Source organism: Bradyrhizobium sp. HKCCYLRH2060, from assembly GCF_051168135.1.
Lineage (GTDB): Bacteria > Pseudomonadota > Alphaproteobacteria > Rhizobiales > Xanthobacteraceae > Bradyrhizobium.
On sequence record NZ_JBNPUK010000007.1, the window covers coordinates 135,800 to 149,338 of the forward strand.

The 13,539-nt window shown below is 66.2% G+C and carries 13 protein-coding genes; 10 read left to right on the forward strand and 3 right to left on the reverse strand.

Annotation, left to right across the window (positions count from 1 at the left end):
- Positions 1–177: 177 nt before the first annotated feature.
- From ACQR10_RS16145 to gspD, 3 genes are all read right to left on the reverse strand, one after another.
- The gene (locus ACQR10_RS16145; RefSeq protein ID WP_316216185.1) at positions 178–2,052 is read right to left on the reverse strand and encodes an alkaline phosphatase family protein; all 1,875 of its coding nucleotides are present in this window, start codon (positions 2,050–2,052) and stop codon (positions 178–180) included.
- A 243-nt stretch (positions 2,053–2,295) separates the two neighbouring features.
- Positions 2,296–2,790, reverse strand: coding sequence for a tetratricopeptide repeat protein (locus ACQR10_RS16150; protein WP_316216186.1), 495 nt, complete (start codon positions 2,788–2,790; stop codon positions 2,296–2,298).
- Between the two features lie 25 nt (positions 2,791–2,815).
- Entirely contained in the window at positions 2,816–5,119 is a 2,304-nt protein-coding gene (gene gspD / locus ACQR10_RS16155; RefSeq protein ID WP_316216187.1) for a type II secretion system secretin GspD, read from the reverse strand.
- 255 nt (positions 5,120–5,374) lie between these two features.
- Between gspD and ACQR10_RS16160 the strand changes: the two genes are divergently transcribed.
- The 10 genes from ACQR10_RS16160 to ACQR10_RS16205 are packed head-to-tail and all read left to right on the forward strand — an operon-like array spanning position 5,375 to position 13,532.
- Entirely contained in the window at positions 5,375–7,030 is a 1,656-nt protein-coding gene (locus tag ACQR10_RS16160; RefSeq protein ID WP_316216188.1) for a GspE/PulE family protein, read from the forward strand.
- Between the two features lie 8 nt (positions 7,031–7,038).
- On the forward strand, positions 7,039–8,250 hold the full coding sequence (locus ACQR10_RS16165; RefSeq protein ID WP_316216189.1) for a type II secretion system F family protein: 1,212 nt from the start codon (positions 7,039–7,041) through the stop codon (positions 8,248–8,250).
- A 20-nt stretch (positions 8,251–8,270) separates the two neighbouring features.
- Positions 8,271–8,753 carry a type II secretion system major pseudopilin GspG gene (gene gspG, locus ACQR10_RS16170; protein ID WP_316216190.1) on the forward strand — a complete coding sequence of 161 codons (483 nt, stop codon included), beginning with the start codon at positions 8,271–8,273 and terminating at the stop codon, positions 8,751–8,753.
- Entirely contained in the window at positions 8,746–9,210 is a 465-nt protein-coding gene (locus tag ACQR10_RS16175; protein ID WP_316216191.1) for a prepilin-type N-terminal cleavage/methylation domain-containing protein, read from the forward strand. The genes gspG and ACQR10_RS16175 overlap by 8 nt, the downstream gene beginning before the upstream one ends.
- On the forward strand, positions 9,203–9,601 hold the full coding sequence (locus ACQR10_RS16180) for a PulJ/GspJ family protein (protein ID WP_316180603.1): 399 nt from the start codon (positions 9,203–9,205) through the stop codon (positions 9,599–9,601). Before ACQR10_RS16175 ends, ACQR10_RS16180 begins: the two co-directional genes overlap by 8 nt.
- Positions 9,601–10,323 (forward strand): PulJ/GspJ family protein, encoded by a 723-nt coding sequence (locus ACQR10_RS16185; protein WP_316216192.1) that lies wholly within the window; start codon positions 9,601–9,603, stop codon positions 10,321–10,323. The genes ACQR10_RS16180 and ACQR10_RS16185 overlap by 1 nt, the downstream gene beginning before the upstream one ends.
- A complete protein-coding gene (locus ACQR10_RS16190; protein WP_315802983.1) occupies positions 10,323–11,267 on the forward strand; it encodes a general secretion pathway protein GspK in 945 nt (314 codons plus the stop codon). Before ACQR10_RS16185 ends, ACQR10_RS16190 begins: the two co-directional genes overlap by 1 nt.
- Positions 11,264–12,334: a PilN domain-containing protein gene (locus ACQR10_RS16195; RefSeq protein ID WP_316216193.1), complete on the forward strand. Its 1,071-nt coding sequence runs from the start codon at positions 11,264–11,266 to the stop codon at positions 12,332–12,334. Before ACQR10_RS16190 ends, ACQR10_RS16195 begins: the two co-directional genes overlap by 4 nt.
- Positions 12,331–12,894 (forward strand): type II secretion system protein GspM, encoded by a 564-nt coding sequence (gspM, locus tag ACQR10_RS16200; protein ID WP_315802985.1) that lies wholly within the window; start codon positions 12,331–12,333, stop codon positions 12,892–12,894. Before ACQR10_RS16195 ends, gspM begins: the two co-directional genes overlap by 4 nt.
- The gene (locus tag ACQR10_RS16205) at positions 12,894–13,532 is read left to right on the forward strand and encodes a hypothetical protein (RefSeq protein WP_316216194.1); all 639 of its coding nucleotides are present in this window, start codon (positions 12,894–12,896) and stop codon (positions 13,530–13,532) included. The genes gspM and ACQR10_RS16205 overlap by 1 nt, the downstream gene beginning before the upstream one ends.
- Positions 13,533–13,539: the final 7 nt, after the last annotated feature.

The following is a 13,539-nucleotide window of genomic DNA, read 5'->3' on the forward strand; positions in this document are numbered from 1 at the left end:
GGAGGGTCGATAACGGGGGCGTGACGATCAGCTGACAATCCGCTGACGGATTCACGATGTTGCGGATCGGTGCGTCACTGAGAGATTGTCGCAGCTGGCGACGCAAAAAGGCCCGCCGCATCGTCTGCGGCGGGCTGTTTTTCACGGCAATGATGTCAGCCGTGGACGCTCGGTCGATCAGCGATCGTCGCCGGAGTGTCCGTCGTGGTCGTGGTGGTGCCAGCCGCCGTCATGATCGTGGTCACCATCGTCGTCGCTGAAGGCGAACAGGTTCATCAGGTCGCCGATCGCCGGACGGTTCTTCGGCACATAGCGGTGGTCATCCCGGTCATGGATCGGGTTGGGCAGCCGGTCGCGGCTGACGGCGGAGATCGTGGGCAGCCGCCAGTTGCGCTCGATGAATTTCAGCAGCGACACGTGATCGTAATAGGTGTGGTCGACATGGCCCTTCTTGGCCAGCGGCGAGACCAGGATGAAGGGGATCCGGGTGCCGTCGCCGAGAAAGTCGACCGGCTGGACATAGCCGGAGTCGTAGTAGCCGCCGCCTTCGTCGGTCGTGATGAAGATCGCAATCTTGGCCCAGAGCTGGGGATTGGCCTTGACCCGATTGATCAGCGCCTCGAGGAATTTCTCGTAGAGATCCGTGGTCGAATCGGCGGGATGACCGGCGAGCGCCTCGAACGGACGCACGAACGACACCGCCGGCAGCGTGTTGTTCTGCACGTCCTTCACGAAGGCGCCGTAGTTCTGCAGCTTAGCTTCCTCCGCCGGGGTCTTCATGATCTTGTTGAAGCCCGTGAGCGGGTCGCAGATGCCGCAATAGGAGTGGAACAGCAGCGGCACGCCGTCGACGCTGCTGGCGAAGGTGGTGGTGTCGTCACCGCGGTCGGCGCTGTAGTACTTCCAAGAAACGCCTTTCGCCGTCATCACGTCGGCGATGGTCGGCGCGCTCTGCGGCGGCAGCACGAACTTGTCCGAGCCGAGCGCGTTCGGCTTGGCGCTGGTCTGGTTCCAGAACATGCTATAGTTGTTGACGAGGTAATAGTGGTTCGGCGCGCAGTTGTTGCTGGTGACGCCGTTCTTGAACAGCTGCTCGTTGACGGCGGCAACGCCGGGCGCGCTTGGGTCGGAGCAGTTGACGTAGGATCCGCCGCTGTAGCCGTCCTGCTTGTAGTAGTTGTTGGTGCCGGGGACGGGATCGGGATTCTCGATCTGGTTGGCGTAGGGCACGGCGGGGGTGCCGTTCAGCGTCTCGGGATTGGTGAAGAACGCAGCGTGGCCGGTGACGAGGGCCTGGAAGTTGGCTCCGGTGCCGCCCATGATCGCTTGGTGATAGTTGTCGCTGATCGCGTACTCGTCGGCGAGCTGCTTGAAGAACGGCGCGTCACCCGGCTGGGCCTTGCCGGAGGCGTCGGTGAACGGGTTCATGTTGTAGAACCCCATCGAGATGGCGCCTTCCATCGGGTTGAACCCGCCGGACGGATAAGGCTGCCCGTTCGACCCGGTGCCGATGGTCTGTTCGACCCACACGAACTTGTCGTGCTTGCCGCCGTCGATGTCCTGCCACATCTGGAAGAAGCGGTGTACCGGATCTCCAGTATAAGCGGCGTATGAGACGTATTTCGAAATCTGGTACGGCCCATTGGGAAGATTGGCCGGGAAGCGGGTGTCGAGGACGTTCTGCGGCAGGCCGATTCCATAGGTGGTGTAGGGTTGCGGCAGCGTCGCATAGGCGCCCGTGGACGCGGTCTCGGCAGTATAGCGAACCTCGTCGCGGCCGATCCGCTGCTCTGCCTTCTTGAAGTGCCGGCCCGGCGTGCCGTCTTCGTTGACGATTCCCTTGCTGAGCAGATTGTCGATCGTCTGCCCCGGCTTCGGCTTGTACGTGCCGAATAGATTGTCGAACGTGTGGTTTTCGCCGACGATGATGATGACGTGCTCGATCGGTGTGCTCGTCGCCGCTCCGGCGAAGGCTGGCGCGACGCTGGTCGCGGTAAAGACGGCGCTGGTCGCAAGGGCGAGCGCCTTGGACCGGGTGACTGTTCTGGTCATGACATCTCCAGACGGAGTGGGGTAGCGGCGCGCACGTGCTGATGTGGGCTCGCCTGCGGCAATTTATCGCGGCAACAAATTGCAACGTGGTGTCGGTCTTGCTTCGGTTTTGTGAAATGCGCCGAGCAGCGCGAATGCAGGAGACAAATGCGCCCCACCGCGCCAGCCATCGCGTGCCGCGCCGTCTTCACTCCATTGCTGCAGGGAGCCCGCCTTCGCCGAGCCATGAACCGGCAATGCCGGTCAGAGCTGGCCCGGGACCCAGTCCAGCGCGAGGGCCTGGCCCTGGGCGATCTGGCTGGCCGACATCTTCGAGGCCACGGCGTTGCGAAGCCGCAGGAAGTAGCTGCGCTGTGTCGACTTGGCGTGCCCGGCGGCGAGGTTGAGCCACTTGTAGGCGAGCACGACGTCCTGTGGAACGCCATGTCCCTTGTCATACATCAGGCCAAGCATCGCTTGGCCGAATGGATTGCCGGCGGCGGCGGCCTGGCAATAGAGATCGCTGGCGACCTCATAGGCCTGCGGGGTCCCGAAGCCGTTTTCATACATGAAACCCAGCATCGCCTGGGCGCGCGGATCGCCGCGCAGCGCGGGCGCTGTCAGCACGCGGACGGCGCGGACGAAGTCGCCGCGCGCATAGGCGATCCGTGCGGTGCTGACCGAATCTGCGCGAACGGGCGAGGCCAGTGCACCCAGCAGCAGGCTGGCTGCGGTGCAGACGATGGCGACGCGCCGCATCGTCGACCGAATCACTTGGTTGGGGTTAGCGGGTGGTGCGGACACGCAAATCATCCGTGATGCTCGCTCCGACCGATCCGCGGAGCTTGGAACGGAGTTCTTCGGCCACCTGATGCGCATCGCTGCCGTCGCGAATGATCTGCGGCCGGATGAAGATGATGAGCTCGGTCCGTGTGCCCTTCTTGCCCTGATGCGAGAACGCGTCGCCAAGAACCGGAATCTCGTCGAGGCCCGGAATGCCGTTGCGATTGCCGTTCTGCTGCTCGCTGATCAGGCCGGCCAGCAGCACGGTCTGGCCGTTGGCGACGGAGATCGCGCTCTTGACCTTGCGCTGCGACACCGTCGGCGTGAGACTCGTGGCGGTCTGGGCCGCGACGTTGCTGATCTCCTGCTCGACCTCGAGTCGCACATTGCCGTTGGCGGCGATGCGCGGCACGACGCGCAGGATGATGCCGGTGTTGCGATAGTCGATGGTGTTGACGACAGTATTGCTCGACGACAGTACGGTCGCGCTCCCGGTCGAGACCGGCACGACGTCTCCGACCTGCAGGGTGGCGGTTTGGTTGTTGATCACGACCAGCGAGGGATTGGAGAGCACCTTGACGCTGGTGACAGTATGGAGTGCGTCAAGGATCATGTTGGGCGAGGCTTCGTGCCCGATCAGGAAGTTGAAGCCGGGCAGAGCGCGGTTGATCAAGGCCGTCGTCGCCGCGGATGTTGTGGCCGTGGCCACCGACGTGGCTTGCGTATTGGTGATCGACCCCTTGTCGGTCCCGAGGCCGAGCACCTTGCTCGAGAGATAGGCCTGCACGCCGTAGGACAGCTCGTTGGTGAGCGTCACTTCGGCAATCGTCGCGTCGATGCCGACCTGCAGCACCGGCTGGTCGAGCTGCTGCAGCGTGCTGGAGATGATGCGGTAGTTCTCGCGGTCGGCATAGATGAGCAGAGAGTTGTTCACCGTGTCCGGGGTGATCCGGACATTCGGCATGATGGCCTGGCCTCCGCCAGCACCACTGCTGCGAGGCTCCAGCCCGGTCGAGGACGGCGTGCTGCTGGAGGACGATGTGCTCGAGGATGACATGCCCGAGAGACCACCGCCTTGGGATCTGCTCGTCGGATTGGCGCTCGAACTCGATGAGCCGGCTGCATTGGTGTTGAAGGACAGCCGATCGGCGACCGACGTCGTCGTGCCGTCGGAGCCCGGCGCGGCCTGGCCGTCGGCGCTGTCGGTGGAGGACGAGCCGGCGCCGCCGAACATGTCGGTGAGCACCTTGGCGAGCTGGCGCGCGTCGCCGTAGCGGACCCGGTAGACGTGGACGCTGGTGCGCCCGGAGTCGGCCTGATCGAGCCGGCGGATCCAGGTCGCCGCGCTCTGCAGCAGCGCCGGCTTGCGCGTCACGACCATGATCGCGTTCAGGCGATTGACGACCTGCAGCTTGACGAGATTCTGGCTCAATCCGTTCTCACCAGAGTCCATGATCTTTTCCAGCTCCGCCATCAACGGCTCTGGCGCCGAATTGCTGACCGGGAAGATGCCGACGGACTGGCCGCGCATCCAGTCGACGTCGAAGCTCATCACGGTTTCGATCGCGGAGCGTCGCTCGGCTCCTGTGCCCTGGATCAGAAGCAGGTTCCGGGTGGTGTCGGCGCGCACGCTGCCGGCGCGGGTCGCGAAGCTGTCCATCAGCTTGAGGATCGTCTGCGCACCGACATATTGCAGCGGCACGACGGAGACGCCGTAGCCGGGCTCGGCGCGGCCGGCTTCGCCGTCGACGCGTCCGGCTCCGATGGCGTCGCCGAGCGGGGTCAGCTTGTAGCCACCGCCTTCGCGGACCAGCACGACGCCGGACAGGCGCAGCGCGCTCTCCAGCACGAACAGGATGTCTGATTTCGGCACCGGCCGCGCCGACACCAGGCTGACGCTGCCCTGCACGCGGGGATCGATCGCGTAGCCCGCGCCGAGGATGTCGCCGATCACGACCTTCGCGACCACTGCGATCGGCGTGTTCTCGAAATTGAGATCATAGCCCTTGCCGTCCGCCGCCGGCAGCGGTCTGACCTCGGCGACCTCCTGAACCGTGGTCCCTTGATAGGTCCGCGCGCTCGCGCGCTCGACCTCGGGGCGTCCCTGGATCGATGCGACCGGTGCATTGTCGCGCGGCAGGATGTCGAGCGAGCGCACCTTGTCGATGACATCGACATCGGCAGGCGCGCTGGCCTGGGAATTGAGCGTTGCCATGTTGCAGGAGGCGAGCAGCACCGCGATCGCCAGCAACGAGGCATGTCTGACAACCGCAGCGGACTGGCTTCGATTGCCGATACCAAACATGGACTTACCGATCTACTCGTGTTGACCGGCCGAAACGGGGCAGCGCCTCGGTTTGACCGCGCAGCCTGCATAACGGTCCAATATGACACTTATGTATAATTGGCGGCTGCCGTCCGACCTTTGCGCCGCGTGTGTGTCTGAAATGTCGGCGCCTCCGGCATTCGTACGGCCGTCATGTTCGCGATCAATAACGTGGGTCACCAGTAGCGGCGTGCCGAGACGATGGGCCGGCACGGGCGCCACCCGGATCACGCCATGAGCGGTACACTGTCGACCCAATTCCATGCCTATCTTCGCGAGCGCCATCCCCAGGCGGCGGGCGAAGGCGGAGCTGCGGCCGAAACGCAGATCGCGCTCTGGGACAGGTTCGGCCTGACCGCCGACGTTTTCGCGGAGGAGGTCGCCGGCTTCACCGGATTGGAGCGCGTCGCACTGCGCGAACTGCTGGCGGCACTGCCCGCGGTGAGCGAGTTCTCCGACCGCTTCCTCCGCGAGGTGCTCGGCTATCCCTACAAGGATTCTGACGGCGCCGCCGTGTTCGCGATGGCCGATCCGACCGATCAGGCCGTGCGCCGGGCCGCGGAGCTGGTGCTCGGCCCGCAGACTCTCTTCAAGGTCGCCTCGCATGAGGATATCGCCGTTGTCCTGGACCAGCGGTTAGAGGATTCCGGCGAGCCCGACATCTCGCCGGCGCAGGAGCTGCGCGACGACGACATCGAGAGTCTCCGCGATCTCGCCAGCGGCGCGCCGGTCGTCCGCGCGGTGAACGATCTGATCGAGAAGGCCGTGGAGATGCGCGCCAGCGACATCCACATCGAGCCGTTCTCGACCGGGCTCGTGGTCAGGCTGCGCGTCGACGGCCTGTTGCGTCCGATCGCGGCGCCCGCGGGCGTGTTGCCGCAGGCGGTGATCTCGCGCATCAAGATCGTCGCCGGCCTGAACATCGCCGAGCGGCGGCTGCCGCAGGACGGCGCCGCGCGCATCCGCGCCGGCCGCGCCGAGATCGACGTTCGCGTTGCGATCATGCCGACCCAGCACGGCGAATCGGCGGTGCTGCGCATCCTGCCGAAGGATCGCTCGCAGCTCGTCGCGAGCCGTCTCGGTCTCGCCACCCGCGACGACGCCGCACTCCGGCGCCTGATCACGCTGCCCCACGGCATGATCGTGATCACGGGGCCGACCGGCAGCGGCAAGACCACGACTCTGGCGACGATCCTGTCGCTGCTCAACACACCGGAGCGCAAGATCCTCACCGTCGAGGATCCGGTGGAGTACGAGATTCCCGGCATCAACCAGTCGCAGATCAAGCCGGCGATCGGGCTGACTTTCGCGAGCGCGCTGCGTTCCTTCGTGCGTCAGGACCCCGACGTCATCATGGTCGGCGAGATCAGAGACAGCGAGACGGCGCATGTCGCGGTCCATGCCGCGCTGACCGGCCATCTCGTGTTGACCACGCTGCATACCGAAACCGCGGCCGCGGCGGTGCCGCGCCTGCTCGATCTTGGTGTCGAAGGCTTCTTGTTGCGCTCGACCTTGCGCGCGGTGATCGCGCAGCGGCTGGTGCGTCAGCTCTGCGATCATTGCAAGGCGCCGGAGGCGCTCGATGAAGAGACATGCCGCCAGGATCCTCGTCTTGGTCATCTCGGCCTCGTCCCCGGCGACATCACCTGGCACCCGAGGGGATGCGAGCGATGCGGCCAGAGCGGCTATCGCGGCCGGGTCGGCGTGTTCGAGCTGCTCGAGCTGACCAACAGCCTGCGCGAGCTGATCGCGGACAGTGCCGACGGCCTCGCGATCGATCGGCTGGCGATCCGGGAAGGCATGACGACGATGCTCGACGACGGCGTCTCCAAGTGCCGCGCCGGCGTCACCTCGGCCTCCGAGCTGCTTCGTGTCCTCGTGGCGCGGTGAGGTGGATCGTGCCGAGCTACCGCTATCGCGCTCTGACGCAGTCCGGTGAAATCGTCGTCGGATCTCTCGTCGCGCCGTCGCGCAGCGAGGTCGAACGGCGCATCTCGTATCTGCAACTTCTGCCGATCGAAACCGTGGAGGAGAAAAAGGAGCGGACCGGCGCTGCGTCCGGGCTCTCGTTCGGCGCTCCGTCCGCGACTGAAGTGACCACGTTCACGCGCGACCTGGCCCTGCTTCTCAAGGCCGGCGCGCGGCTCGACGACGCGCTCGATCTGTTGTCCGGCGATTCCGATATCGGCCGCCTCCGTCCCGTGGTGGCGCGGCTGCGTGCGGCGATCATGGCCGGTGAAAGCTTCGCCGATGCGGCGGCCGCCCAGCCGCAGTTGTTCTCGCCGATGTATGTCGCGCTGATGCGCGTCGGCGAATCGTCGGGAACACTCGATCACGTGCTGACCGCGCTGGCCGGCGAACGCGAGCGGTCGGAGGCGACGCGCCGCAAATTGACCGACGCGATGCAATATCCTGCCTTCGTGTTCCTCGCGGCGATCGGCGTGATGCTGTTCTTTCTCGTGGCCGTGCTGCCGAATTTCTCGGCCGTGCTGCGTGACTTCGGTGGCCGTACCGATACGGCGCTCGGCTTCTTCATGACGCTGTCGGATCTGCTGCGCGCCAATGCAGCCGCGATCTCACTCGGCTGTGCGGCGCTGCTCGCGGCAGGCTGGTGGCTGTTGCGTCAGCCCGTGGTTCGCGCCGGCCTGGCCAGCGTCGTGGCCGTCATGCCCGGCATCGGCAGCCTGCTGCTGTTCTATCGGACCAGCCTGTTCTGTCGCAATCTCGGCCTGCTGCTCGGCTGCGGCGTCAATTTGAGCACTGCACTGCGCATCCTCGTTGACGTGATGTCCGTGACGTCTTCGCGCGCACCATGGTCGGCGGCGGCGGATCGCGTCCGTCACGGTGGCAAGCTGTCCCAGGCGCTGTCGGCCGACAACATGCTGCCGCCGATGGCGCTGCGCATGCTGCGGCTCGGCGAGGAGACCGGCCAGTTGCCGACGCTGTCGACACGGATCGCTGAGTTCTACGAAGCCAAGCTGCAGCGCGGCCTGGATCGCGTCGTCGGCATCGTCGGCCCCGCCGCCATTCTGCTCATCAGCGTGGTTGTCGGCGGCCTGATCGTCTCGATCATGACGGCTTTGCTTTCTGTGACGCAACTGGTCGGCTGATGGCTACCAAGGAGAATGACATGAGATCGGACACGCAGAGCAAGCCGGCCAAGAGTGCCGACCGTGAACACGAGCGCGGCTTCACGCTGGTCGAGATGCTGGTCGTGATCACGATCATCGGGCTGATCATGGGTCTCATCGGCCCGCGCGTGTTGAACTATCTAAGCGAGTCCAAGACCAAGGCGGCGCGGATCCAGTTGCAGAGCTTCTCGGCGGCGCTCGACCTGTTCTATCTCGATGCCGGCCGCTACCCCTCGACCTCGGAAGGTCTCGGTGCGCTGGCGCAACGGCCGGCCGGATTGAGCGCCTGGAACGGTCCCTATCTCAAGGGCGGAGCAGTGCCGAAAGATCCGTGGAATACGGCCTATGTGTATCGGGCGCCAGGCGATCACGGCCCGTACGACATCCTGTCCTATGGCGCCGACGGCCAGGAGGGCGGCAGCGGGACGGCGGCGGACATCGTGCTGGGAACGCCGACGCAGACGAGCGCGCGCAGTGAGTGACGGCGGCCAGCGCGGCTTCACGCTGCTCGAGATGGTTTGCGTGCTCGCGATCGTCGCGCTGCTGGCGTCCGTCGCGCTGCCTTATCTGCCGCGGCAGACGTCGCGGCCGCGGCTGCAGGCCTACGCGTTGCAGGCGGCGACACTGCTGAAGTCGGACCGTGCCTCATCGATGCGGACCGGCGCGCGCGTCGACACGGAGATCGACACGTCGCGCCGCTTGATCCGCTCCGGCAGCAGCGCGGCTGCGCTGAAGCTGCCCGACGACGTCGCATTCCTGGCGACGTTGCCGCGCAGTTGCCAGCATCGGCCGGTGCTGGCGACCATCACCTTCTTTCCTGACGGGCTGTCCTGCGGCGGCGCCATCACCTTGTCGCGCGCCGATCTGAGCCTGGAGATCAGGGTGAACTGGCTGACGGGGAGGATCGACATTGTCTCGCGCGTGCTCGCCAATGGTTGAGATCGACCGCCGGAGTGAAGCCGGATTTTCGCTGATCGAGGTGCTCGTCGCGCTTGCCATCGTGAGCGTGTCGATCATCGCCATCGGCGCCGTGGTGTCGCGCAACGCGGCCATCGTTCGCAAGCTCGAACAGCATGTCACTCTGGTCACCGACATGAGGCTGGCGTTGGCAACGATGCTGGCCGATCGCGGCCGGCTGCAGCCGGGCAGCATCGATCAGCGCTCCGGCTCCGGGTCGGTGGTGCTGCAGGTCAGGCCGCTGGGCGGCGATTGGAATGAGCCGGCGGGACAGACCGGCTGGATCCCGGAGGCGGTGACCTTGCGCGTCAAGACCGGCTCGGGCGCGGTCGCCGATGTGCAGACGGTTCGCCTGGCGCGAGGAGCGCGATGATGACCGCCCGATCCGATCGATCCCGAGAGCAGGGCTTCGCACTGATCGAGGCACTCGGCGCGCTCGCGATCGCCGGCATCGTGTTGTCGGCGCTTGCCGCGGTGACGTCGCAATGGCTACCGGCGTGGAAGCGCGGATTGGATCGCGTCCAGCGCGCCGAGATGGTGGCCGCTGCGCTGCGGCGGGTCGGCGATGATCTCGCTGCCGTGCAGTTCGTCTCGGCCAATCGCGAGCAGAAGGGACCGTTGTTCGTGGGCGACGAGGTCTCGGCGATGTTCGTGCGCGCCGAACTCGGCCCCAATGCCGGACATGGTCTCGACATCGTGCGCATCGGCGAGGAAGGGAGCAGGGGCGAACGCGCTCTGCGGCGATCGCGTGCCATGTTCGAGCCCGTGCCGGTCGGCCAGCCCGTGACCGAGCATTTCCGGTTCCGCGATCCCGTGGTGCTGCTGTCGGCGCCGTTCCGGATGTCGTTCGCCTATGCCGACGGGACGATGGCGTGGACGTCGGAGTGGCGCGATGCGACCAAGCTACCATCCGCCGTGCGCATGACGGTTTATGACGACAGCCGTGGCGGTGCCGCCGTTCTCGTCAGCGCAGTCCGTATTCACGTCGATGCGCCGGGCGGCGGCTTTGCGGATCCCGGAGCGGCAGGCACCGCGAATCCGTCGGCGGGTGCGGGCGACCCGCCGCAGCTGAACAAGAGCGAGCCGATCGACTGATGCTGGTTCGCTCCTTTACCAGAGGTTCTGCCCAGAGGCGCGGCGCACAGGATGGCTTCATCCTGATCGCGGCGCTGTGGATGCTTGCGGCGTTGGCGGCCCTGGTCGTTGTCGTCTCGCAGCAACTCGGCAGCTCGGCGCGGTTGCTGCGGCTCGAGGACGAGGCGGTCGAGGCCGATGCGCTGGTCTCGGCGGCCATCGAACTGTCGGCGTATCGTCTGCTGCTGTCCAAGGACGAGGAGCGGCCGAGGCAGGGCGGTTTCCGCCTGGCGCTTGCAGGCAACGACATTGCGGTCTCGTTCGTCAACGAAGCGGCGCGGATCGATCTCAATACCGCGTCCAAGGACATGCTCGAAAATCTCTTCGTCACGCTGGGCGTCGAGCGCGATGCTGCCAAGGATCATGCCGAGCGGATCGTTGCGTGGCGCTCCAAGCCGTCCGACACCGCCAAGGCGCAGGCGGAGGAGGCGCGCTATGCGGCGGCCGGTCTCAAGCGGGTGCCGCGCCTGGCGCCATTCGCGCATGTCGGCGAGCTGTCGCTCGTCCTCGGCCTTCCCGCATCGCTGGTTGATCGGGTGCTTCCGCTGGTCACCGTCTTCAACGGTTCTCCGGGAATCGATCCGACGATCGCGGCGCCGGAGGTCGTTGCCGCATTGCCGGGAATGACGCCGCTGATCCTGAAGGATTTCCTCAACGCACGGGCGTCGTTGTCACAGGATGCCGATACGCTCGCCAAGATGTTGGGGCCTGCTGCGAAGGACGCCGCCAAGGGCAAAAGCAAGGCTTATCGGCTGCGCATCGTCGTCGGTCCGGCGGGCGGGCTTCGTCACACTGCGACGGCGGTGATCGTTCCCGGCGAAGGCGAGGAGCCCTATCGGCTGCTGGCGCGCCAGGACGAGGGACCGCAGCCGAGGGGAGCGCTTCAGGCGCGGAGGATGCCATGAAGCTGACCGAAGCGATCGAGCGCGGACTGACGGTGTGGACGGAAAGCGTCGCTACAGCGATCGAGGCCGTCGCCGATCGGCAGCTCAGACGCCCGCGAGTCGTGATCCGCTACGATCAGCCAGAAGCGATCGTCATGACGGTACAGACGCCGCCGAAGGCGAGACCGATGCTGGCGGCGGCACGGCTGAATCCGGCTTTGGGAGCGGCGCAGGTCGGGCTCTCGCCGGAGTGGCTGCGAACCTTGCGCGGTGCTGTCCTGGACATCCATCTGGCCGCCGAGAACGTTCTGATCAGGCCTCTCGACTTTCCCAAGCAGGCGGAGCCTTTTCTGGACGGCATGATCCGGACCCAGATCGGCAGGTTGACGCCGTGGAATCTCGGACAGGTCCTCTACGGCTACAGCGCCCCGCGCGCAGCCAGTGATCGGATCGCGTTGACGCTCGCGGCAACGCCGCGCGCTCTGGTCCAGCCCTTGCTCGCCTTTGCCGATCAGGTCGGCATTGCCAAGCTCGTCATCACCGCCGACGTCGGCCCAACCGATGGCGGTCCGATCCAGATCTTCAAGACGTCGCTGCGTTCGTCGCTTGCCGGCGGCCGTGATCTCGGGCGCGTGCTCAAGCTCAGCTGGCTGTCGGTCGCTGCGACCACGGCGGTGCTGCTGATCGCGACGACGCTGATCGGTGGATATCTCGATGGCGAGATCGAGGACGCACAGGCGCAGGTCACGCGGCTGCGTGCGGCGCTGCGGCCCGCGATGGGCGCCACCGCCGCCGACGGGCTGCTCGCCAAGCGCAAGCAGACCAGCCCCGCCAGCGTGATCGTGCTCGACACGTTGTCGAAGATCCTCCCCGACGGGACGTATGTCGTCGAGATGCATGTCGAGAACGATCGGCTGCAGATATCCGGCCTGACCCAAGATGCACCCGCGCTGATCCGGCTGATCGAGCAGTCGCCGCAGTTCAGCCGCGCCACCTTCTACGCGCCGACGACGCGCACCGCCGGCGAAGCGGGCGAGCGCTTCCACATCGAGGCGCGCATCAACGCCTATTTCGGAGACCGGGCATGAACTGGTCGACATCGCTGCGCCGCATGTTCGTGAACTCACCGGCCGTTTCTGCGATCCTCTATGCGGCGACCATTGTCGCACTGCTCTGGCTTGGTGCCGCTGGGGTCGTCGATCTCGTCGCCAGGCGCGACCAGCTCAATGACACCAACGCGCAACTGGCGCAGTTTTCCGGACGCAAACGGCCAGCCGGCAATTCCGCCGCAGGCAGCGCGACGGCTCCGGGTGGATCGGTGTTCGTGGAGGGACGAACGGTCACCATCGCGGGCGCGGCGCTGGTCCAGCGCCTCACGGAGGCGATCAGCAAGGTCGGCGGCAGCGTGCTGTCGACCCAGGTCGAGCTGCCGGCGGCACGCGCCAACACCAACCTGATCAGCGTGGTGGCAAGCTGCGAGCTCGAACAGCCGGCGTTGCAGCAGCTGCTCTATGATCTCGAGGCCGGATTGCCGTTTCTCTTCGTCGATCAACTGCATGTGCAGCAGCCGCTGGCCGCCGCAGCCGGCGGCGTGGGACGATTGACCGTGCTGGTCACCGTGTCGGGTCAATGGCAAGGAAAATCGTGATGCGATCGTTCGTAGGCTCGGGCCTCGTCACCTTTGCCACCGTGTGCGTGCTTGCAGCTTCGCTCAGCCGTGCCTGGAGCGAGACGGCGGATGGTCTCGAGCCGGCCACGCCCGTCCAGGCCGCGCCCGCGCCCGGCGCCTCCGAACCGCCGGCCGCCATGTCAGAAGCTCCCAGCGCAGAAGCTCCGGGGGGCAGGAGTGCCAACCCGCTGTGGGATGTTCCGATCAGTACCCTTTCGGCGACACGTGATCGTCCGATCTTCTCGGCGTCGCGGCGGCCGCCGCCGGTTGCCGCACCCGTCACGGTGATGCGGGCGCCGCCGCCTGCGCCGCCGAGGGATCCGGAACGGCCAAACCTGCAGCTCGTCGGCACGGTGATCGGCGACGAGGAGAGCTTCGGCATCTTCGTCGACGCGGCGTCGCAGGCATCGCTGCGCTTGCGGGTCGGCGCTTCGCATGAGGGATGGGTGCTGCAGTCGCTGCGACCGCGTGAAGCCTCGCTGCTGAAGGCGCCGGAGACCGTCACTCTGCAAATGCCGCAGCTCGGCACAGCCGGCAGCGGCGACGTGCAGGCGGGACCGATAACCCCGCCGGCGCCGCAGGCCGGACGCGAGCGGATGGCGCGGCGGGCGCGCTGAGGTCAGT